Source organism: Sphingopyxis sp. SCN 67-31 (genome assembly GCF_001725095.1).
Genome location: NZ_MEFH01000056.1, coordinates 31,372 through 52,189 on the forward strand (window position 1 = coordinate 31,372; position 20,818 = coordinate 52,189).

The 20,818-nt window shown below is 67.4% G+C and carries 18 protein-coding genes and 2 tRNA genes; 4 read left to right on the forward strand and 16 right to left on the reverse strand.

Annotation, left to right across the window (positions count from 1 at the left end; all coding sequences use genetic code 11):
- The first annotated feature begins 16 nt into the window (after positions 1-16).
- Positions 17-1,420, forward strand: coding sequence for a M28 family peptidase (locus ABS88_RS09570; protein WP_076075332.1), 1,404 nt, complete (start codon positions 17-19; stop codon positions 1,418-1,420).
- A 147-nt stretch (positions 1,421-1,567) separates the two neighbouring features.
- The gene (locus ABS88_RS09575) at positions 1,568-1,849 is read left to right on the forward strand and encodes a hypothetical protein (protein WP_076075329.1); all 282 of its coding nucleotides are present in this window, start codon (positions 1,568-1,570) and stop codon (positions 1,847-1,849) included.
- A gap of 89 nt (positions 1,850-1,938) precedes the next feature.
- Here the strand turns inward: ABS88_RS09575 and ABS88_RS09580 are convergent, their stop codons facing one another.
- From ABS88_RS09580 to ABS88_RS09610, 7 genes are all read right to left on the reverse strand, one after another.
- Positions 1,939-2,091, reverse strand: a complete 153-nt coding sequence (locus ABS88_RS09580; RefSeq protein WP_286749657.1) for a peptide ABC transporter permease — start codon at positions 2,089-2,091, stop codon at positions 1,939-1,941.
- 2 nt (positions 2,092-2,093) lie between these two features.
- Positions 2,094-2,465, reverse strand: coding sequence for a PRC-barrel domain-containing protein (locus ABS88_RS09585; RefSeq protein ID WP_067106618.1), 372 nt, complete (start codon positions 2,463-2,465; stop codon positions 2,094-2,096).
- Positions 2,466-2,648: 183 nt separating this feature from the next.
- Positions 2,649-2,725, reverse strand: a tRNA-Pro gene (locus ABS88_RS09590).
- Positions 2,726-2,762: 37 nt separating this feature from the next.
- The gene (locus ABS88_RS09595; protein WP_076075327.1) at positions 2,763-4,238 is read right to left on the reverse strand and encodes a M20 family peptidase; all 1,476 of its coding nucleotides are present in this window, start codon (positions 4,236-4,238) and stop codon (positions 2,763-2,765) included.
- Between the two features lie 63 nt (positions 4,239-4,301).
- Positions 4,302-4,377: transfer RNA gene (locus tag ABS88_RS09600), tRNA-Ile, on the reverse strand.
- 30 nt (positions 4,378-4,407) lie between these two features.
- Entirely contained in the window at positions 4,408-5,418 is a 1,011-nt protein-coding gene (locus ABS88_RS09605) for a polysaccharide deacetylase family protein (RefSeq protein WP_076075324.1), read from the reverse strand.
- 41 nt (positions 5,419-5,459) lie between these two features.
- Positions 5,460-7,139 (reverse strand): histidine kinase dimerization/phospho-acceptor domain-containing protein, encoded by a 1,680-nt coding sequence (locus tag ABS88_RS09610; RefSeq protein ID WP_286749658.1) that lies wholly within the window; start codon positions 7,137-7,139, stop codon positions 5,460-5,462.
- Between the two features lie 167 nt (positions 7,140-7,306).
- Between ABS88_RS09610 and ABS88_RS09615 the strand changes: the two genes are divergently transcribed.
- Complete coding sequence (locus tag ABS88_RS09615; protein WP_104959667.1) at positions 7,307-7,780, forward strand: Lrp/AsnC family transcriptional regulator; 474 nt, start codon at positions 7,307-7,309, stop codon at positions 7,778-7,780.
- Positions 7,781-7,863: 83 nt separating this feature from the next.
- Here ABS88_RS09615 and ABS88_RS09620 read toward each other — a convergent pair whose 3' ends face one another.
- Both ABS88_RS09620 and ABS88_RS09625 read right to left on the reverse strand, forming a co-directional pair.
- Positions 7,864-9,144, reverse strand: a complete 1,281-nt coding sequence (locus ABS88_RS09620) for a hypothetical protein (RefSeq protein ID WP_076075319.1) — start codon at positions 9,142-9,144, stop codon at positions 7,864-7,866.
- Between the two features lie 169 nt (positions 9,145-9,313).
- On the reverse strand, positions 9,314-9,610 hold the full coding sequence (locus ABS88_RS09625) for an Hpt domain-containing protein (protein WP_076075317.1): 297 nt from the start codon (positions 9,608-9,610) through the stop codon (positions 9,314-9,316).
- A 68-nt stretch (positions 9,611-9,678) separates the two neighbouring features.
- Here ABS88_RS09625 and ABS88_RS09630 point away from each other — a divergent pair, with 68 nt between their 5' ends.
- Entirely contained in the window at positions 9,679-12,051 is a 2,373-nt protein-coding gene (locus ABS88_RS09630; RefSeq protein ID WP_076075315.1) for a hypothetical protein, read from the forward strand.
- A gap of 340 nt (positions 12,052-12,391) precedes the next feature.
- On the opposite strand, the gene ABS88_RS09635 is transcribed toward ABS88_RS09630, so the two are convergent.
- From ABS88_RS09635 to nuoL, 7 genes are read right to left on the reverse strand one after another with little or no spacing between them, the layout of a single operon-like run.
- Complete coding sequence (locus ABS88_RS09635) at positions 12,392-12,652, reverse strand: DUF1467 family protein (protein ID WP_076075313.1); 261 nt, start codon at positions 12,650-12,652, stop codon at positions 12,392-12,394.
- Positions 12,653-12,668: 16 nt separating this feature from the next.
- The gene (locus tag ABS88_RS09640; protein WP_076075312.1) at positions 12,669-14,303 is read right to left on the reverse strand and encodes a ribonuclease J; all 1,635 of its coding nucleotides are present in this window, start codon (positions 14,301-14,303) and stop codon (positions 12,669-12,671) included.
- Entirely contained in the window at positions 14,300-15,091 is a 792-nt protein-coding gene (locus ABS88_RS09645) for a type III pantothenate kinase (RefSeq protein ID WP_076075310.1), read from the reverse strand. The genes ABS88_RS09640 and ABS88_RS09645 overlap by 4 nt, the downstream gene beginning before the upstream one ends.
- 3 nt (positions 15,092-15,094) lie before the next feature.
- Positions 15,095-15,898 carry a biotin--[acetyl-CoA-carboxylase] ligase gene (locus ABS88_RS09650; RefSeq protein ID WP_083675083.1) on the reverse strand — a complete coding sequence of 268 codons (804 nt, stop codon included), beginning with the start codon at positions 15,896-15,898 and terminating at the stop codon, positions 15,095-15,097.
- Positions 15,820-17,259, reverse strand: coding sequence for an NADH-quinone oxidoreductase subunit NuoN (gene nuoN, locus ABS88_RS09655; protein WP_104959668.1), 1,440 nt, complete (start codon positions 17,257-17,259; stop codon positions 15,820-15,822). Before nuoN ends, ABS88_RS09650 begins: the two co-directional genes overlap by 79 nt.
- Positions 17,256-18,794, reverse strand: coding sequence for an NADH-quinone oxidoreductase subunit M (locus tag ABS88_RS09660; protein WP_076075307.1), 1,539 nt, complete (start codon positions 18,792-18,794; stop codon positions 17,256-17,258). Before ABS88_RS09660 ends, nuoN begins: the two co-directional genes overlap by 4 nt.
- A complete protein-coding gene (nuoL, locus tag ABS88_RS09665) occupies positions 18,791-20,818 on the reverse strand; it encodes an NADH-quinone oxidoreductase subunit L (protein ID WP_076075306.1) in 2,028 nt (675 codons plus the stop codon). Before nuoL ends, ABS88_RS09660 begins: the two co-directional genes overlap by 4 nt.

The following is a 20,818-nucleotide window of genomic DNA, read 5'->3' on the forward strand; positions in this document are numbered from 1 at the left end:
CGGTTAGGAACAGGCCATGCCAAAACGCCCCGTATCCGCCTGCGCTGCAGGCCTCGCCGCCCTTGTCGCCACCCTCTCCGCCGCCCCGGCGCCCGCTCTCCAGCCCGCGGCGCCGGGCGCGCTCGATCTCGCGCTGCACGGCGAGGACCCGGCCTGGTCGATCACCGCCGACCTGACGACCGAAATCGGTCCGCGCCCCGCCGGCACCGAACGCGAGGCCGCGGCGCGGCGCTGGGCGGTCGCGCGGCTGAAGGCGATGGGCTTCGCCAATGTGCGCGAAGAGACCTATGACATGCGGACCTGGGTGCGCGGCGAGGAGAAGGCCTGGCTGACCGCCCCCTTCCTGCCGCAAAGCCTCGCGATCACCGCGCTCGGCAACAGCGGTTCGACCGGCGCCGCCGGTTTCGAGGGGGATGTCGTTTACTTCGCCGGCTTCGACGCGTTGCAGGCGGCGCCCGACGCCGCGGTGAAGGGCAAGATCGTCTTCATCGACAATCAGATGAAGCCGACGCAGGACGGCAGCGGCTATGGCTATTACGGCCGCGGGCGCTTTCAGGGGCCGAACGTCGCGGCGAAGAAGGGCGCGCGCGCGATCGTCATCCGCTCGATCGGGACCGACAACCATCGCAATCCGCATGCCGGCGTCACCAATTTCGACGATGGGGTGAAGCCGATCCCCGCCGGTGCGATCTCGAACCCCGACGCCGACCTGCTCGTCGGCCAGCTCCGGCGCATCAAGGCCGGTGCCGCGGCGCCGGCAGCGCTGCGCATGAAGCTGCTCCTCACGCCGCGCGACCTGGGGCGGCAGAAATCGGGCAACGTCATCGCCGAGGTGCCGGGCAGCGACCCGCACGCCAGCCCGGTGATCCTCGCCTGCCACCTCGACAGCTGGGACCTCGCGACCGGCGCGATCGACGACGCGGCGGGATGCGGCATCATCACCGCTGCGGCGCGCCACGTGATGGCGGCAGGCCAGCCGCGCCGGACGATCCGCCTGCTGTGGGCGGGGGCCGAGGAAGTCGGCGCCTTCGGCGGCCAGGCCTATTTCGATGCGCACGGCGAGGAGCGCCATGCGGTCGCGCTGGAATCCGACTTCGGCGCCGACCGCATCTGGCGCGTCGATTTCGGCCTGCCCGACAGCGCGAAGCCGCTCGCCGACCGCATCGCCGCCGCGCTGGCGCCGCTGGGGGTGACGCGCGGCCGCGACCGGGCCGGTGGCGGCGCCGACATCGGCGCGCTGGTCGCGGCGGGTGTTCCGGCGATCGACCTGCAGCAGGACGGTACCCGCTATTTCGACTGGCACCACACACCCGACGACACGCTCGACAAGGTCGATCCGGTCCAGCTTCGCCAGAATGTCGCCGTCTGGACCGCGACCGTCGCGAGTCTCGCCGAAAGCAGCGATACCGAGCTGCCGTGATTGTTACGGTAAAGTGAACCTTTTCTGCCGCTTCGTCCCATCTCAATTATTTTTGTTGACGATTGGTACGGAAAGACTAAATCCCGCGGCTCGCGGGAAGGGAAAGTTTCCCCAGCGCGGAAAGGCATTTTAGGGAGCCCACACATCATGAAGAAGTTTGCTGCTATCGCCGTTGCTGCCAGCATGTTCGCCCTCGCCGCTTGCGGTGAGAAGGCCGCTGACGACGCCGCCACCACCGAAGCTCCGGCCGCTGACGCGGTTGCCGAAGACGGCGCTGCCGCGACCGCCGAAGGCGCCGACGCTGCCGCCGCCGGTGCGGAAGCCGCCGCTGCCGGTGCCGACGCTGCTGCCGCTGGCGCCGACGCTGCGACCGCCGCTGCTGCTCCGGCCGCCGACGCCGCTGCTGCTCCGGCCGAAGAGAAGAAGTAAGTCGCAGCCCTTCGGGGCATCGACCGAAAGAAAAGAGGCGGTCTTCCCGATGGGAAGGCCGCCTTTTTCTTTGGCACAAAGCGGGCCGGTCAATGCGGAGCGAAGATCGCGGCGACCAGCGCGACCAGCACGAAGGCCGCCAGCCCCGCCGCGAAGATCAGGCGGCGGCGCCGGGTCCGCAGGATAATCTCGCCGCCGCGCACATCCCGCGCCCGATGCAGGGGTTCGGTCGGATGCGCCATCGTCAGAGCATCGGATAGCCGAGGCCGTAATATTCATAGACGGTACGGCCGTAGGTATCGTTGTATTCCGGCGTTTCCTCGCTGCGATAGCGCGGCGCCCCTTCGACCTGGTCCTTGGTCAGGTTGACGACATAACCGCCCTTGTCGGTGTCGTAGGTCAGCATCTCCCACGGAATGGGGTAATGATCGCTGCCGAGGCCGAAGAGGCCGCCGAATTCGAGAACGGCATATTCGCTCTTGCCCGAGCGCTTGTCGATCATCACATTCCGGATCGTCCCGAGCCGCTCGTCCTGCGGGTTGTAGACCGTCGTGCCCTCGACCTTGTCGGACGCGATCAGGCGGTCGGTTTCGTTTCTTTCGATAGTGTCGGCCATGGCTCCTTCTCCTTTTTCGGGGGGAGGAAGCGGCGACGCATGGCTGGCGGCACCGCCACCTTTCCAAGCAACGGATGCGGGGCGCCGATGTTCCGCACCCCGTCGCAAGCACGCCACGGCTGCGCGCCGGGACGGCGAAAACAGGAAGGCGTCCAGAAGGACAGGCAGCATCTGGGAGAGAATTGGTCGGGGAGACAGGATTCGAACCTGCGACATCCTGCTCCCAAAGCAGGCGCGCTACCGGGCTGCGCTACTCCCCGACCGGCCCCGCGCCTTAGCCGCGCCGGGCGCGCGAGTCTATCCCGCCGCGGTCGCGACGAGCCGCGCGTAGAAGTCGATCATCCGCTTGAAGCTGTCGACGCGCATATGTTCGTTGGTGCCGTGGATCATCGCCGATTCCTTCAGCGAGAAATGCATCGGCATGAAGCGGTAGACGTCTTCCGACACCGGTTCCATGCTGCGGCTGTCGGTGCCCGCGACGACGAGGATCGGCGAGAGCACGGCGCCCGGTGCGTCGGCGCGCGCGGCGGCGGCGATCCATTTCCATCCCTGCGAATTGGTCGACGACACGCGCGACGGTTCGCGCGGCGGCTTGACCCAGCTCAGTTCGACCTTCGCGTCGCCCACCGCTGATTTGGCGCGCGCCATGATGTCGGCCGAGCGGTTCCACGGCGCGATGCGATAGTTGATCAGCGCGGAGGCGGTCTGCGGCAGAACATTCTCCTTCGGGCTGCCCTCCAGCATCGTCGGGGCAATGGTGGTGTGGAAGGCAGCAGCGGTCGACGGGACGGCCGCGATCTGGCGCTTGAGCAGCGGGCCAAAAAGCCATTGATTGGCGACCGCCATCCGGGTCGTACCGCCCTTTGCCGCAGCCAGCGCCTCGAGCATCGACGCGCCCGGACCCCGGACTTCGTAGGGGAATGGATCGCCGCTGATGTCGAGGATCGCCTGGGCAAGCGTCTGGACCCCGGTTTCGGTCGGGGGCATCGAGCTGTGCCCGCCCGGCGCGTTCGCCGTGACCTTGAGCGTCGCATAGCCCTTTTCGGCGATGCCGATCATGATCGCCGGGCCGTTGATGACGGGCGTATCGGTGAGGACGAGGCTGCCTTCGTCGATCGTGAAGATCGCCTTCACCCCGTCGGCCTTGAGCTTCGCGGCCGCGGCGATCGCACCCGATCCGCCCGCTTCCTCGTCATGCCCCGAAACGAGATAGATGCCGCGCTTTGGCTGGAAGCCTGCGTTCGCCAGCGCCTCGAGCGCCTCGAACAGCCCGATCAGCGATCCCTTGTCGTCGACCGTCCCGCGGCCCCAGACCGCCTGTTCGGCGATCTGGCCCGAAAAGGGCGGGTATTTCCACTCGCCCTCGGTCCCGGGGGTCACCGGCACCACGTCCTGATGCGCCATGACGATGATCGGCGCGAGCGCCGCGTCGCTGCCCGGCCAGTGATAGATGAGCGTCCGGTTGGGCAGCACCGTGCGCGTCATCGCACCATGAACCGCGGGATAGGTCGCGGCGAGCCACGTATGCAGCCGATCCCATTGCGCGACGTCATTATCGGCCGGGTCCTGATGCGAAATCGTCGGAATCTGCGCCGCGGCGCTCAGATGCGCGACCGCCGCGTCGAGGTCGTAGGACGGGACCGCAGCGAGCCGGACATCGCTGCCGTCGGCGATATCCTTTGGCGCGAAGGTCGCAGTGCGGACCGCCACGGCGCCTGCCACGACGGCGACGACGGCAAGGCCGCCCAGAAAAATCGTGCGGCGTCGCGCCATGATCCCCTCCCCATGCTGTCGAGGCTTCTATGGAGCGCCATGGGTTGCAATTTGCAAGGGAAATGGTGGGCCCGGCAGGACTCGAACCCGCAACCTAGCCGTTATGAGCGGCCAGCTCTAACCATTGAGCTACAGGCCCCCCCGCCGCGCGCTTGGCAAGCGGCATCGCTCATCGCGCGCATCGCGCCAATATGTCGGCGGTGCCAGCGGGGCGCACGCCGCGGCGGTCGAGGTGCGCAAGGACGACGTCCCACCAGCGATAGAAATTCGCCAGATCGCGATCGGTGCGGACATACGGCGTGTTGCCCGGCTGGAGCGATGGCGAATGGAAGGAGAAGGTCAGAATGGGCAGGCGCCGCGCGATCGCGACGTCGATCGCCCGGCACGCGCGGTCGGCGGGAATGCCTTCGGGCGTCAGGGCGATCCGCTCGACGAGGCCGAGCCGGGCCAGCCCCGCCCCGGCGCGACGCCCCACGCGGGCGGCGCCGCGATAGAGCGCGGGTCCGGCGCGGCCCAGCAGTCCCGCGAACACCGTCGTCACCGGCACCTCGACGAGCGGGCCTGCCGGCGTCTCCAGCCGCCAGGGGTGCAGCGGCGCCTTGCGATAATCGGGTCCCTGCCCCGCCCGATAGTCGAAGGCGGATCGCACCGACGTGTCGCACCGGAAACCCAGTTCGGCCAGCATGGTCGCGGTCTCACCCCCCAGGCCGTAGCGCCCGGCGCGATAGACCGTCGGCGCGGTGCCGAAGCGATCACGGATCGCGTCGCGCAGCGCCGTCATCTTGGCGCGCTGGAGCGCGAGTGGGAGATTGCCGGTGTAGCTGTTACGCTCGTTCACCTCTTCGTCGTGCGGCGGCGTCACCCATGGGTGAAGCTGGGCGCCGATGTCGCAGTGCCCCGCGGCCTGCGCCGGGCCGAGGATCGCGAGCGCGCGGTCGTCGGCGACGATCGGCCAGTCGACCAGATAGATGGGACAGACGCCGGCGCGCTCGAAATAGCGCTGACAATCGGCGAGCGCCGGCACCGAATCGAGGCGATAACCGGTTCGCGCGAAGGGCGCGCCCCAGTCGAAATCCTCCTCGGTATCTATCGTGACCCAGAAGACGGGATGGTCGCCTTCCGCCAGGTCGATGCGATCCTTTGCGGCCGGATAGGCCAGCAAATCCGCCGTCCGCTGCAAACGCCCCTCTCCCCTTCAACGCGCGTCGATCGAAGGCCCGATCACTCTCCCCCCGGAGCGGCGCGATCGGCTTCGTGCAACGGGTTGGCCGACGGCAGGTGCAAGGTCAAGGCATTGTCTCCGATCTCGAGACGTCCGCCCGCGCCGTGTGCGAGGCTGTCGACCAGCCGCATCGAGAAGCCGAGGCTGAGGATCGCCGCGCCCGGCGCCTCGCCTTCGGGGCTGAAGCCGGGATCGAGAAGCTCGGCCGCGGAGGCGAACCGGATCGCGGCGGGGCGCACGACACGCAACTGCACCATGTCGCCGGGCGCCGCTTCCGCAACAAGCTGGCCGACGAGCGCGGCCCCTGGACCCGATATATCGACCAGCGCGGTCAGCAGCCGCCCGATCATCCGGCGCGCATTCGCATCGACGGCGCGCGCGGCGAACGAGCGCCCGACGCGCGACAGGCTGAGTTCGACCCGCTGCTGCGCGAGCAACGCGGCCAGATCGCTTTCGACCTGAACCAGAATGCTGTTGAGGTCGGCGATGTCGCCCGGTGCGGGCAGCGCCGGCGCCTGCCCGGCGCGCGCCGCGGCTTCGAGATCGTCGATGATCGCCTGCACCGCCGCGGAGTCGGCGACGATCTGGTCGGCCATCGCGCGATAGGATTGGCTGACCGGGCCGAACATCTGCCCCGAGATGATCTGAGCAAAGCCCGAGATCGCGTTGAGCGGGCTGCGCAATTCGTGGATGAGCTGACGGATCGAGTCGCCCGCGCCATCCGATTCCGGCGCACCATAGGGCGTCTCGTTGCGGTGTGGGCGGCGGGCGGTGCCGCGATAGCCGCGGAACTGGCCGGTCGCCGGATCGAACCAGGGCAAGGCCGAAAAGCGCCATTCGCCGGCCTCTTCGCGCGTCCCTTCCAGCATCATGCGCGCATTGACGATCTCGGCACGCTGGCGAAAGGCCCCGGCGGCGAGGCCGTCGGTCCCGGGTTCGCCGCCGAAGGCCGCCTCAGCAATCGAAAGCCCGACCACCGCGCCGCGCGTGACTCCGTCGACCCAATGGATCAGCCCGTCGGGGCCGGTCTCGAACAGGAAGCGCGTGCGTGGGGGCTTCGGCGCCGCCTGATGACGCGCCGCCTGAAAGCGGTCGATCCGGCGCACCAATTCGCTGATCTGGCTGGGCGCGACGCTGACGACGGGTTCTTCGCGGGATTCGGGCTGCGATTCGGAAGACGGCGCATTCTCAGGCACCGTTTCGCGCATTACGGTAATGGACTCGGCGACGGCCCCCTCGGGCCGCGGCAGGGCCATCGATGCGCTGCCGAGCGCGGCGAGCGCCCGCCGCGCCGCCTGCGGCAGGTCGGTGCGCCCTGCCAGGATCGACCGCGCGGTCGCGTCGGTCGCCGGCAACAGCGCCAGCCAGTCGGCTTCGGTCAGCCGCGCACCGCGCAGCATCGCGGCGGACACGGCGGGAACGTCATGCGCGTAGAGCGCGACGAGGGGGGCGAAGCGGCCGTGGCGCGCGATCGCCTTCGCGCAGTCGCGGCGAATCTTTTCCGGCACCTGCGGCCGCAGCACCGCAAGCGCATGGAGCGCGCGGCGCACATCGGATTCGGGGAGTTGATTGCCGCGCTGCGCGAGAATATCGGAGAGCTGACGCCAGGCCGCGATGCCGGCCCGACGGCTCGACGGCGCCTGACGCAATATGGTCGCGATCATCGAGTCAGCCGTCACGTCGAACCCGCCCCACACTCATTTCGTTGGTTAGCATTTTCTTAGCGGCTAGCGTGAATCCACCGGCCATGAAAGAGGCTTGGAACCCCGCGTCGCATTGTGGGACAATTGCATTCGGCTGAAATAATATTATGGTCACCGCAAGCTTGGAAAGCGGAAGTTACAAGATGGCGATCCAGAAGTTCGATCAGATCGATCTGCAAATTCTCGGTGAACTGCAGAAAAATGGGCGGATGACGAATGTCGAGTTGGCGCAGATGGTGGGGCTCACGGCCCCGCCCTGCCTGCGCCGCGTCCGTGCGCTCGAGGAAGCGGGGGTCATCCGATCCTATCACGCCGACCTCGATCCCGCGAAGCTCGGCTATGGCATCACCGTCTTTGCGATGGTCAGCCTGCGTAGCCAGGCCGAGGCCGATTTGAAGGCGTTCGAGGACTATGTCGGCCAGCTCGCCGAGGTCCGCGAATGCTATATGCTCAACGGTGAAATCGACTTCCTGCTCAAGGTCGTCGCGCGCGACCTTCAGAGCTTCCAGTCGTTCCTCACCGCGCACCTGACGTCGGCGCCAAACGTGACGAGCGTCAAGACGTCGCTGACGATTCGCACCGCGAAGCAGCTGGCGGGCATCCCGGTCGATACCTGACCGCAGGACTGATCGGTCCGGATAAGAGAAAGGGCGCCAACTGCGAGGTTGGCGCCCTTTTCATTTCATTCGCGAATCGCGACTCAGTCGCCGGTGGCAGGAGCCGCGGCCGGGGCCGCGCCGTTGCCCAGCTTGATCAGCCACAGGTTGGCGAGCGGCTTGCGCGAGCCGGCAACCTGCGCGAAGGTCGCCTGTGCGCCCGCCGTGTCGCCCGACAGGGCCTGCGCGACGCCCAGGCGATAGGTCCACAGATCCTTGTCGCCGCCGTTGAGCGCCGCCTTGTAGAGCGGGATCGCCTCGGCATAGCGGCCGTAGCCGACCATCGCATCGCCGGTGGCGCCCGCCACCTTCGGGTTGGACAGCGTCGACGGCTTCTGCGCATAGGCCGCGAGGGTCGATTCCTCGTCGCCGATCCGGTCCTTCTGGGCCTTGAAGGCCTCGTCGAAATTGGCGTCGGGGGTCGGGATCACCTTGCTCGCCCGGCCCTCCTTGATCAGCGAGACGACCTCGCCCGGAAGCGCCGCTTCGGTCGCCAGCGCCGTATATTCGAGATATTCGGCGCGCTGGAGCATCGCCTTGCTGGCGCGCATCAGGCGCAGCGTGTCGAGCGTCACATCCTTGGTCATGCCCGGCTGCTGCAACAGCACGAACAGCGTCTGCCGCCACACCTCGGGCGCGCTATAGTCGCGGAGGCGGAGCGCCAGCATCTCATTGGCCTCGGCGTCGCGCTTCGCGGCCTGGAGCGCCTTGATCGGCCGCACGTAAAGCTCGTCCGACGGCTGCTGTCCGGCGGCACGGGCGGCCTCGATCGTCGCCTTGGCGGTCGCGACGCCCTGATCGACCTGTCCGGCGTTCAGATAGCTGTCCATCAGCAGCAGGCCGAGTTGCGGCTCGGTCGAACCCGCGGCGCGGGCGGCCTCGAGCCGCTGGACGGCCTTCGGATAATCCTTTGCGCCATAGGCGAAGTTGCCGGCGAAGAAATTATAGGCGGCAAGGCTCTCGGGCGGGGTGATGCCCGAATCGAGCATCGCGTCGAGCCCCTGCCGCTGGAGCGACTGGTCCTTGTTCAGGATGCCGAGCTGCAATTGATAATAGGCCAGCCAATAGCGATCCTCGGTCGTCGATGCGGTGCCCTGCCCCTCGGTCAGCGCCGCCTGCAGCGCGGCGGCGTCCTTGGCGGCGGCGGCATCCATCATCTTCTTGACCGACGGCGTGAAGCCCTTGCTCGCGGAAATGCTGGTCCCCTTCGTCTCCTTCTTCGGCTTTTCCTTGGCCGCGGCAGGAAGGGGGGCGGTCGTCATCAGCGCGCAGCCCAGGACAGCGGCGATCGCCGTTGCGGGCATCGAGCGGAAACGGTTGAACATCAAGATCTCTCCTCTGAATCGGTTGCCTGGCCGATGATCCCGGGCGTAGCGGGGGCAGGCCGCGGTTCGATAACGCGGCTAAACCCCCTGCGTTGCCAAGGCAAGACGCCAGCATCGATATTTGCAGTGGAGGACGGCGGCTGAACGGGGTTTGAACCCGGTCCACCGATCAGCCGACGCCGTCGATCGCGCCGTGGATACGCCGCAGCACGGCGGGGTCGCCAGGCACGCCGGCCATTGCCTCTTCGGCGAGCTCGATCAGGGGAACGATGCCGAAGGTCGCCGCCAGCCCCTTGAGCCGCAACGCGGCGACGTGCCAGTTGGCGTCGCAGCGGGCGCGGAGCATCAGGTCGGCAAGGTCGCGCGCGCTGCCGGTGAAGGCCTGGCGCAGATCCATCATCATCGCCGCGTCGTCGCCGACCGCGGCCATCAGGTACCGATCGAGGGGGCCGCTATCGAACGACATTCCACAGCCCTGTCATGCCATGGTTAAGTTTCCGTTTCATGGTCGCCATTTGCTGCTAAGATGGAGGGATGGCAGGGGAAAAGAAGATCGTAGGGTTGTGGCGGGATTCCACGGAAAATCCGGCAGGCGGCGCCGAAGCGCCGGCCGCGCCGGACGCCGCCGCCGCGCCCGATGCGGCGACGCCGCAGGACGAAGCGTCGGCCGAGCGTGACTGGCTCGACCGGTCGGCGCTGATCGACAGCGAGACGATGGACGAAACCTCCGATCATGAATCCGGCGCGCGCCGGCGCGACCGCTTCGTCCCCGCGCTGCTGTGGGCGACAGGCCTCGGCTGGACGATCTTCGCCGCGGCCGCCGCGACCGATGGTTTCGCGCGCGCGCCGGCTTTTACCGAATGGTCCGCGCTGATCGCCACCATCGCGATGCCGCTGGCGCTGCTCGGCATCTTGTGGATGGCCTGGCTTCGCTCGGGACGCTCCGAACAGGCGCGCTTCGCGCATGTCGCGGCCGAGCTGCGCGAGGAAAACCGGGCGCTCAACGATTCGATGCAGGCGCTGGCCCGGCATCTTGCCGACGCGCAGCAACAGCTTTCGGATCAGGCGCGCACCGTGCAGCAGCTCGGACTCGATACCGTCGCGCGGCTGCACGAAAGCAGCGACCGGCTGGCGAGCAACGCCTCGGTGATCGCCAATGCGCACGACCAGCTTGCCCGTTCAGGCGATGTCGCGATGCAGCGCATGGACGGACTGCTCGCGGGCCTGCCGCGAATCGACGATGTGGCGCAGCGGCTCGCGGTGAATTTCCGCGAAGCCGGCCTCGTCGCGCATCAGCAGGGCGCCAACCTCGAAGCGCGGCTTGCCGCGCTGAGCGAGGAAAGCGCCCATGCGGCGCAGGTCGGTGAAGCGGCCGCCGCCAGCCTTCACGAAACGATCGGCGCCTTGCAGGCACAAACGAAAGAGACCGAGGCGAAGCTGCTGTTGGCGTCGGTGCAGGTCACCGAAGCGCAGGACGCTGCCCTGGCCCGGATGACCGACGGAAGCGCGGCGGCGCAGACGGCGCTCGAGACGGCGGTCGGCGCGATGGGCGCGCGGATGGCCGAGACGTGGGACGGGTTCCGCGACAGGCTCGCCGCCGCCGGACAGCAGATGGACGAGCGCCTTTCGGCAGCCCGCGACGCCGGCGATGCGATGGGCGCGCAGCTCGCCGCACATGGCGAGGCCAGCGAGGCGCTGGCCGCGCGGGTCAAGGCGCATGTGACCGAGATCGGCCAGCAGCTCGAGGTGCTCGATATCAGCGTCTCGGCCAGCACGGGCGTGATCGGCCGCGCGATCGACGACACCAAGGGGCAGCTTGCGACCTTCATGGCCACGGTCGAAAGCGGCAACGGATCGGCGCACCAGCTTATCGCGCATGCCGAATCGCTGCTGCTCGCGCTCGACGCCGTCACGCGCGAACTCGACGAGACGCTGCCGCACGCCCTCGACCGCCTAGGGGCGCACGGCAAGACGACGCAGGCAACGCTGGCGCAGATGCGCCCGATGCTCGAAGCCTCCGAAATGGTGGCGCAGTCGACGCTGTCGCACGTCAACGCCGTCCAGTCGGCGCTCGCGACCACCGAGGAGCGGATGGCGAGCCAGGCCGAAAGCCAGGAAGCGCTCGCCGGACGGATCAACGCCGTGCTGGCGGAAGCCGACGATGCGCTCGCGCGGCTGCGCGCCGGCGCGGACGCGTTCGCCGAACAGGGCGGCGCCCGGATGACCGCAACGCTCGACGAGGTGCGGACCACCGCCGAAGCCGCGGCCGCCGATGCGCGCCGGACGCTCGACGCGCTCGTCGCCGGCGCCCGCGAAACGATGACTGCCACCGCGACGGGCGCAATCGATGCCGCATTCAAGACCGAGGTGATGCAACAGCTCTCCGCGATCGAGGAGGCTTCGGCCCGCGCGGTATCGGCGGCGAACGGCGCCGCCGACCGGCTGATGCGGCAGCTCATCACGATCATGGACACCAGCGCCAGCGTCGAGCAGCGCGCCGTCGAGGCCGAACAGGCGATTGCCGCCTCCGACCGCGATTCGCTCGCCAAACAGGTCGGCGTGCTGACCGAGGCGCTGAAATCGACCGCGATCGACGTCACCAAGATCCTGTCGACCGAGGTCAGCGACACGGCCTGGGACGCCTATCTGAAGGGCGACCGCGGCGTCTTCGCCCGGCGCGCGGTCAAGCTGGTCGAGAATAGCGAAGCGAAGGAAATCCTGCGCCTTTACCAGAATGACGACGGGTTCCACGCCGCGGTGAACCAGTTCATCCACGATTTCGAGGCGATGCTCCGCCTGCTGCTCGGCGCGCGCGACGGGTCGGCGATCAGCGTCACCTTGCTCTCGTCCGACATCGGCAAGCTCTATGTCGCGCTCGCGCAGGCGATCGACCGGCTACGGGGCTGAACTCGCGTCGTTTGGGTAATGGCGCGGCTCGAAGAGAGCGTGTGCTCCCGCGTAGGCGGGAGCCCAGAGCGGCTATAGCATCGAGCCTTAAATCTGACCCGTCGTCCCGTTCGTGTCGAGCGAAGTCGAGACACCCATCTGTGTGGCGCAAGGCCGATGAGTGTCTCGACTTCGCTCGACACGAACGGATAAGGGGCGTTGCAGGCTTATGGCACGCCGCTCTAAAGCCAAGTTTGGCGTTTTGCCGCTCTGGGTCCCCGCCTTCGCGGGGACACGGCATATTCACTTTATTTATTGAAAAGCGGTCTGCCGATCGCTGGAGCGCCTCGCGGGCGGCGCGTCAGGCGCGGCCCGCGATCACGTCGGGATCGACCCAGCCCTGCTTGTACGCGATGTAGAAGGCGAGGAAGATGGCGGCGCTCAGCATCGTCATCTGGGCCAGCACGCGCAGCGGCCGGAAATGCGCCGGCGCACCCGGTTCCTGCCCCCTGACCAGCGGCACGGCGTCGTCACCGGCCCGCCGCCCGTGAAACGGCAGCACGAAGAAAGCGCTGAAGATCCACAGCAGAAAATAAATGGCGACGGCCGAGGTCCACTTCATCGCGTCGTCTTCCCCATCACAGATCGACGACCAGCACGTCGACGATCGGCTTCTTTCCGGTCCAGTCGGTCGCTACGCGGCGCACGGCGAGGCGGATCGCTTCCCTGAGCGCATCCGGGCTTCGCGCCGGACCGGTCGCGGCCTGCTCGGCCGCGTCGTTCATTTCGTCGAGGAAGGCGTCGCGCTCATCCTCGACCGGCACGCCGCGATAATGGATGCGGTTGTCGGCGAAGCGCCCGCCGTTGAACACGACCGCGACCGAAATCTGGCCGTTGATCGCCAGCTTGCGCCGTTCGTTGATCGTCTCGCCATCGGCGGGCAGGATCACGTCGCCGTCGAGGATCAGCCGCCCCGCGCGCACGCGCTCGACGATCCGCGCCGGCCCCGGCGCGAGCCGCACGAGGTCGCCATTTTCCTGCACCAGCGCATCGGGGACGCCGCGTTCGCGCGCGAAACGCGCCTGTTCGTGCATATGGCGGATTTCGCCGTGCACCGGCACGATCAGCTTCGGCCGCAGCCAGCCATAAAGCGCCGCGAGTTCGGGCTGGCCGGGGTGGCCGCTGACATGGATATGCGCCTGTTTCTCGGTGACGGTCAGCACGTCCTTTGCCGCGAGCTGGTTCATGATCCGCCCGATGGCGATCTCGTTGCCCGGAATCTGCTTCGAGGAGAAGACGACCGTGTCGCCCGCTTCGAGCTTGATCTGATGACCGTCGCCCGCCATGCGCGCAAGCGCCGCGCGCGGCTCGCCCTGCCCGCCGGTCGCGACCACCATCAGCTTGTCGCGCGGCAGCCGCATCGCCTCGTCGAAATCGACGGTGGGCGGGAAATCCTTGAGATAGCCGACCGCCCGGGCGACGCCGAGGATGCGGTCGAGCGAGCGCCCCGCGACGCACAGGCTGCGCCCCGTCGCCCGCGCGACATCGCCCAGCGTCTTGAGTCGCGCGGCGTTGGACGCGAAGGTCGTGACGACGACGCGGCCGCGCGCCGAACCCACCGCTTCGAGCAGGCCGTCGTGCAACGCGCCTTCGCTTCCCGACGCCTGCGCATTGAAGACGTTGGTCGAATCGCAGACGAGCACGTCGACGCCCTCGTCGCCGACCGCGGTCAGCGCGGCGGCGCTCGACGGCGTGCCGAGCACCGGATCGTCGTCGAGCTTCCAGTCGCCGGTGTGAAAGATGCGGCCGTAGGGCGTGTCGATCACCGCCGCGCTCATCTCGAGGATCGAATGCGCGAGGGGCATCAGGCGGATGCCGAAGGGGCCGAGTCGGAATTGCGCGTCGAGATCGACGGTGCGGATCTCGACCTCCTTCTCCAGCCCCTCCTCGGCCAGCTTGTGCGCGATCAGTCCGGCGGTGAAGCGATTGGCATAGAGCGGCACGCCGAGGTCGGCGGCGAGATAGGGAAGCGCGCCGATATGATCCTCGTGCCCGTGCGTCAGCACGATGCCGAGCAGGTCGGCCTTGCGATCTTCGATGAATTCGAGATCGGGCATGACGATGTCGATACCCGGATAATCGTGCGACCCGAAGGTCACGCCGAGGTCGAGCATGATCCACTTGCCGTCGCAGCCATAAAGGTTGGCGTTCATGCCGATCTCGCCCGATCCGCCGAGCGCGACGAAGAGCAGTTCCTTGCCGGGGGTCGTCATGCGTCCTGTCCTCGCTGGTGATAGAGGTGCATCAGGCCGTTCAGCGTCAGGTCGGGCTCGATATGGTCGAACAGATGCGCGTGCTGTTCGAACAGCGGCGCGAGTCCGCCGGTCGCGATGACGGTCATCGGCGCGCCGACCTCCGCCTTCATGCGCGCGATCAGGCCTTCGATCATCGCGACATAGCCCCAATAGACGCCGATCAGCATCTGGCTTTCGGTCGTGCGGCCGATGACGCTGGCGCTGGCCGGCGCCTCGATCGCGATGCGCGGCAGCTTGGCCGCCGCGGCGACCAGCGCCTCCAGCGACAGGTTGACGCCGGGCGCGATGATTCCGCCCATATAGGCGCCCTCCGGCCCGATATGATCGAAGGTGGTCGCGGTACCGAAGCTGACGACCAGCTTGTCCCGCCGCGGTGCGATGGCCTGCGCCGCGATGGCATTGCAGGCGCGGTCGGCCCCGACCGATTGCGGCTCGTCGACTCTGAGCGCGATGCCCCAGCTCACCGGATCGCGCCCGGCGATCAGCGCTTCGACCCCGAAATATTTCTGCGCGAGCAGGCGCAGATTATGCAACGCGCGCGGCACGACGGTCGAGATGATGACCGCGTCGATGGCGCGCCGGTCGCGCCCCTCGATGCGCAGCAACTGGTCGAGCCAGACCATATATTCGTCGGCGGTGCGGCGGTCGTCGGTCGCGATCCGCCAGCGCGCGAGCGGCTGCCCCGCCGCGCCGTCGTACAGCGCGAACTTGGCGTTGGTGTTGCCGACGTCGATTGCGAGCAGCATCGCTTACTCCCCTTCCCTGACCGGGCGGCGAAGCTCGACATCGCCCGCATGGATCAGCATGACCGTCCCGTCCGCGCCGCGCAAGCGCAGCGCCCCGTCGGGCGCGAGGCCGTCGAACGTCCCGTCGATGCCCTGTTCCGACACATGGAGCGGCGTTCCGACCGGATGGCCGAGCGGCAGCCAGGCGCGCACGATGCTGGGGACGCCTTCCTGTCGCCACGTCCACAACGCGTCCATCAGCGCCACCGCCAGCGCGTCGGCAAACCGGTCGCGGTCGATGGCGACGCCGCGGCTTGCAAAGGAAAAGGTCGGGCGATCCGGCAGATCGGGCGCGACGGCCAGATTGACGCCGATGCCGATCACCACGGTATCGCCCGCCCTTTCGAGCAGGATTCCCGAACATTTCGCGCCGTCGACGAGCAGGTCGTTCGGCCATTTGACCTGGATCGGAATCTGCGGCGCAAAGGCCGCGAGGGCCCGCGCCAGCGCGACCGCTGCGACCAGCGCCAACGTCGAGGCCGGCGGATCGGCGGCGGTCAGCCGCACCACGGTCGAGCCCATGAAATTGCCGAGCCCGTCGCCCCATGGCCGGCCGAGCCGCCCGTGTCCGGCGGTCTGGCGATCGGCGACCAGCCAATGGCCTTCGCCGACATGCTCGCCGCCTGCCAGCCGCGCCAGCAGGTCGGCATTGGTCGAACCTGTCTGCGCGATCCGCTCGATCGGCGGGATCAGAACAGCACCGATGCGGCGCCCGCCGCGGCCACCGCCAGCATCGGGATGAACAGATAGCCGATCACCGACAGCCACAGCGCGCTGACGCCGATCACCGCGCCCTCGATCCGCGATCCGTCGTTGCGGATCACCGCATCGGCCTCGTCGTCGAAGAACATCGTCTTGACGATCGCAATATAATAGAAGGCGCCGATCACCGACACGACCACCCCGGCCACCGCCAGCGGGACGAGCCCGGCGTTCACCGCGGCCTCGAACACCAGATACTTCGGCCAGAATCCGAACAGCGGCGGGATCGCAGCGAGGCTGAACAGGAACACCGCCATCGCCGCGGCGAGCCCCGGCTGGCGCTTCGACAGGCCGGCGTAGGCGGGAATGCTTTCCACCATGCGCCCATCGGCGTCGCGAAGCTGCATCACGAACAGGAACGCCCCGATCGTGGTGACGACATAGACGAGCAGATAGGTCAGCACCGCCTCGACCCCCTGCTGCGTCCCGGCGGCGAGGCCGATCAGCATGAAGCCGACGTTGTTGATCGACGAATAGGCAAGCAGGCGCTTGATATTCTTCTGCCCGATCGCGCCGACCGCGCCGAGGATGATCGAAGCGAGCGACAGGAAGATGATGATCTGCTGCCACGCGGCGAGCGCCGGGCCGGCCGATCCCATCGCGTCGATCACGACGCGCACGAGCAGCGCCATCGCCGCCACCTTGGGTGCGCTGGCGAACAGCGTCGTCACCGGGGTCGGCGCGCCTTCGTAGACGTCGGGCGTCCACATGTGGAACGGCACGGCGCTGATCTTGAACGCGAGGCCCGCGATCACGAAGACGATACCGAACAGCAGCCCGATGTTGATCCCGTCGCCCATCGCGCGCGCGATGCCGGCGAAATCGGTCGTGCCCGAGAAGCCGTAAAGCAGCGAGATGCCGAACAGCAGGAAGCCCGACGCCAGCGCGCCGAGGACGAAATATTTGAGCCCCGCCTCGCTCGACCGGTCGTCGCCGCGCATGAAGCTGGCGAGCACATAGGAGCCGAGGCTGTTGAGTTCGAGCCCGATATAGAGCGTCATCAGGTCGCGCGACGCGGCCATGATCCCCATGCCGAGCGTCGCGAAGACGATCAGCGCCGAATATTCGGCGCGCATGCCTTCGCCGAAATAGCGCGGCGCGATCGCGATGCAGACGAAGCTCGCGGCATAGATGATCAGCTTGGCGAAACCGCCGAAATCGTCGACCGCGAGGGTTCCCGAAAAGACCGAGGCCTGGGTCCCGAACAGCGCCACCACAGCAGCCGCGCCGGCAGCCAGCGTCAGCAGCGACGCAAGCTGGTAGAGCCCGACCCGGCGGTCGCCGCCGAACGTACCGAGCAGCAGCGTGACCAGCCCGCCGATCGTCAGGATCAGCTCGGGCCAGATGAGAGCGAGATCGGCGGTCATTGCACGCCTCCCGCATGGTGTGCGTCGCCCGTTGCGGCGGCTTTCGGCTTGGCGGCGGCAAGCTGCGCGTCGCCCGCGGGCTTGGTCGGGGCCAGCCGCGCGACCACCGTCGTCACGTCACCACGCATCGGCGCGAGGAAGCTTTCGGGATAGACGCCCATCCATAGCGTCACCGCGGCCAGCGGCACGAAGATCGCCCATTCGCGCGGATTGAGGTCGGGCATCGCCTTCACATCGTCCTTGGTCAGTTCGCCGAACACGACGCGGCGGTAGAGGTAAAGCATATAGGCGGCGCCGAGGATGATGCCCGTGGTGCACGCCAGCGCGGCCCAGCTCGACGCCTCATAGAGGCCGGCAAGGCTCAGGAATTCGCCGACGAAGCCGCTGGTCCCCGGCAGGCCGATCGACGCCATGGTGAACAGCAGGAAGAACAGCGCATAGGCCGGCATGTTCACCGCAAGCCCGCCGTAGCGGTCGATCTCGCGCGTGTGCAGCCGGTCATAGATGACACCGACGCAGAAGAAGAGCGCGGCCGACACGACGCCGTGGCTGAGCATGACGATCAGCGCGCCCTCGATCCCCTGCTGGTTGAAGGCGTAGAGGCCAGCGGTGACGATCGCCATGTGCGCGACCGACGAATAGGCGATCAGCTTCTTCATGTCGCTCTGCACCAGCGCGACGAGGCTGGTGTAGATCACCGCGACCATCGACAGCCCGAAGATCAGCCACATGAACTGTGCCGAGGCGTCGGGGAACATCGGCATCATGAAGCGCAGGAAGCCATAGCTGCCCATCTTCAGCAGCACGCCCGCCAGGATCATCGACCCCGCCGTCGGTGCCTGGACGTGCGCGTCGGGCAACCAGGTGTGAACCGGCCACATCGGCATCTTGACCGCCATGCTGGCGAAGAAGGCGAGCCACAGCCAGGTCTGCATCTCCGGCGGGAAGTCGTAGTTGAGCAGCACCGGGATTTCGGTCGTCCCCGCCTCGCGGATCATCGCGATCATCGCGAGCAGCATCAGCACCGACCCGAGCAGCGTGTAGAGGAAGAATTTGTAAGCCGCGTAACGGCGGTTCGCTCCGCCCCAGATGCCGATGATCAGATACATCGGGATCAGCACGCCTTCGAAGAAGATGTAGAAGAGCAGCAGGTCCTGCGCCACGAAGACGCCGATCATGATCACTTCCATGATCAGGAACATCGCCATGTAGAGCCCGACGCGCTCCTTGACCGATTCCCAGCTCGCGAGGATGCACAGCGGCATCAGGAAAGCGCTGAGCACGACCAGCATCATCGCGACGCCATCGACGCCGAGCGCCCACTGGAAGCGGCCGAACAGGTCGGCGCGTTCGACGAACTGCCACTGCGCGCCGCCGATGTCGAACTGCGTCCACATCAGCACCGCGAGCGCGAAGTCGAGCAGCGTCGCCGCGAGCGCGACCTGGCGTGCAGGCCGCGCCTCCAGGAACAGGCAGAGGATGGCGGCGACCATGGGGATCGCCAGCATCAGCGACAGGATGGGAAGCCCGCTCACAGGAAATTCACCATGGCCCAGCTGGCGAGGCCGACAAGACCGAGCAGCATCACGAACGCATATCCATAAACATAACCCGATTGCAGCCGGACCGCGAGCCGCGTGCCCCCCTCGACGAGCGCCGCGGCGCCATCGGGACCGAAGCGGTCGATGGTGCCCTCATCTCCCCGCTTCCAGAAGAAGCGGCCGATCGCGAAGGCGGGCTTCACGAACAGGATGTCGTAAAGCTCGTCGAAATACCATTTGTTGTACAGGAAGCGGTGCAGCAGCTTGAACTGCGCGACGAACTTCTCCGGCAGGCTGGTGTCGCGGATATAGCTGTTCCACGCGAGGAACAGGCCGATCGCCATGACCGTGAACGGCATCCACTTGACCCACAGCGGCACCTCGTGCGCGGCGTGCATCAGATGCTCGTCGAAGAACAGGCTGCCCTTCCAGAAGGCCGCGCCTTCCTCCGGATAGATGAACTGGTGGTGGAAGAGGATGCCGGCGAACACCGCGCCGAGCGACAGCACCACCAGCGGGATCAGCATCGACAGCGGGCTTTCGTGCGGATGATAGCCCGCGGTGCCGTCGCCGTGCGCTTCATGATGATGCGCGTGATCGTCGTGGCCGTAGCCATGATCGTCGTGCACCGCGTGCTGGATATGCTCGCTCTGCTCCCAGCGCGGCTTGCCGTGAAAGGTCAGGAAGACGAGCCGCCACGAATAGAAGCTGGTGAGCAACGCGGCGAAGATGCCGACCCAGAAGGCGATGACGCCACCGCCGCCCGACGCGAAGGCCGCCTCGAGGATGCCGTCCTTCGAATAGAAGCCGGCGAAGCCCGCGACGCCCGCGATCCCGACGCCGGTGATCGCCAGCGTCCCCGCCATCATCGCCCAATAGGTGAGCGGGATATGCTTACGGAGCGCGCCGTAATAGCGCATGTCCTGTTCATGGTGCATCGCGTGGATGACGCTGCCCGCGCCCAGGAACAGCAGCGCCTTGAAGAAGGCGTGCGTGAACAGGTGGAACATCGCCGCGCCATAGGCACCGACGCCCGCCGCGAAGAACATGTAGCCGAGCTGCGAACAGGTCGAATAGGCGATGACGCGCTTGATGTCCCATTGCGTCGTGCCGACCGTCGCGGCGAACAGGCAGGTCGCGGCGCCGACGAAGGTCACGACGCCGAGCGCGACCGGCGCCGCCTCGAACATCGGCGACAGGCGGCACACCATGAACACGCCCGCCGTTACCATCGTCGCGGCGTGGATCAGCGCCGACACCGGGGTCGGGCCCTCCATCGCGTCGGGAAGCCAAGTGTGCAGCCCGAGCTGCGCCGACTTGCCCATCGCGCCGATGAACAGCAGCAGGCAGAGCACGGTCATCGTGTCGAGCCGCATGCCGAGGAAACCGATCGTCGTGCCCGCCATGCCCGGCGCGGCGTCGAGGATCGCGGGGATCGACACGGTGCCGAACACCAGGAAGGTGCCGAAGATGCCGAGCATGAAACCGAGGTCGCCGACGCGGTTGACGACGAACGCCTTGATCGCCGCGGCGTTGGCGCTCGGCTTCTTGTACCAGAAGCCGATCAGCAGATAGGAGGCGAGACCGACGCCCTCCCAGCCGAAGAACATCTGGACGAGGTTGTTCGCGGTCACCAGCATCAGCATCGCGAAGGTGAACAGCGACAGATAGGCGAAGAAGCGCGGCTGGTCCGGGTCCTCGGCCATATAGCCCCAGCTGTAAAGATGGACGAGCGCCGACACCGTCGTCACCACCACCAGCATCACCGCGGTCAGCGTGTCGACGCGCAATTCCCAGTTGAACTGGAGCGCGCCCGACTGGACCCAGTGCAGCACCGGCGTCACGCTCGCCTCGCCCGTTCCCGCGACGAAGGAGAGGAAGATCGGCCAGCTGAGCACGCAGCTCGCGAACAGCGCGCCCGTCGTGATGATTTTCGACGGCACATTGCCGATCACGCGCTGGCCCAGCCCTGCGACGAGAGCCGCGAGCAGCGGCAGGAAAACGATAGCCTGGATCAC

Excerpts from the sequence above, each read along its gene's own strand:
- ABS88_RS09570 (WP_076075332.1), top strand. The coding sequence starts at position 17 with ATGCCAAAACGCCCCGTATCCGCCTGCGCTGCAGGCCTCGCCGCCCTT.
- ABS88_RS09575 (WP_076075329.1), top strand. The coding sequence starts at position 1,568 with ATGAAGAAGTTTGCTGCTATCGCCGTTGCTGCCAGCATGTTCGCCCTC.
- ABS88_RS09580 (WP_286749657.1), bottom strand. The coding sequence starts at position 2,091 with ATGGCGCATCCGACCGAACCCCTGCATCGGGCGCGGGATGTGCGCGGC.
- ABS88_RS09585 (WP_067106618.1), bottom strand. The coding sequence starts at position 2,465 with ATGGCCGACACTATCGAAAGAAACGAAACCGACCGCCTGATCGCGTCC.
- ABS88_RS09595 (WP_076075327.1), bottom strand. The coding sequence starts at position 4,238 with ATGGCGCGACGCCGCACGATTTTTCTGGGCGGCCTTGCCGTCGTCGCC.
- ABS88_RS09615 (WP_104959667.1), top strand. The coding sequence starts at position 7,307 with ATGGCGATCCAGAAGTTCGATCAGATCGATCTGCAAATTCTCGGTGAA.
- ABS88_RS09620 (WP_076075319.1), bottom strand. The coding sequence starts at position 9,144 with ATGTTCAACCGTTTCCGCTCGATGCCCGCAACGGCGATCGCCGCTGTC.
- ABS88_RS09625 (WP_076075317.1), bottom strand. The coding sequence starts at position 9,610 with ATGTCGTTCGATAGCGGCCCCCTCGATCGGTACCTGATGGCCGCGGTC.
- ABS88_RS09630 (WP_076075315.1), top strand. The coding sequence starts at position 9,679 with ATGGCAGGGGAAAAGAAGATCGTAGGGTTGTGGCGGGATTCCACGGAA.
- ABS88_RS09635 (WP_076075313.1), bottom strand. The coding sequence starts at position 12,652 with ATGAAGTGGACCTCGGCCGTCGCCATTTATTTTCTGCTGTGGATCTTC.
- ABS88_RS09640 (WP_076075312.1), bottom strand. The coding sequence starts at position 14,303 with ATGACGACCCCCGGCAAGGAACTGCTCTTCGTCGCGCTCGGCGGATCG.
- ABS88_RS09645 (WP_076075310.1), bottom strand. The coding sequence starts at position 15,091 with ATGCTGCTCGCAATCGACGTCGGCAACACCAACGCCAAGTTCGCGCTG.
- nuoN (WP_104959668.1), bottom strand. The coding sequence starts at position 17,259 with ATGACCGCCGATCTCGCTCTCATCTGGCCCGAGCTGATCCTGACGATC.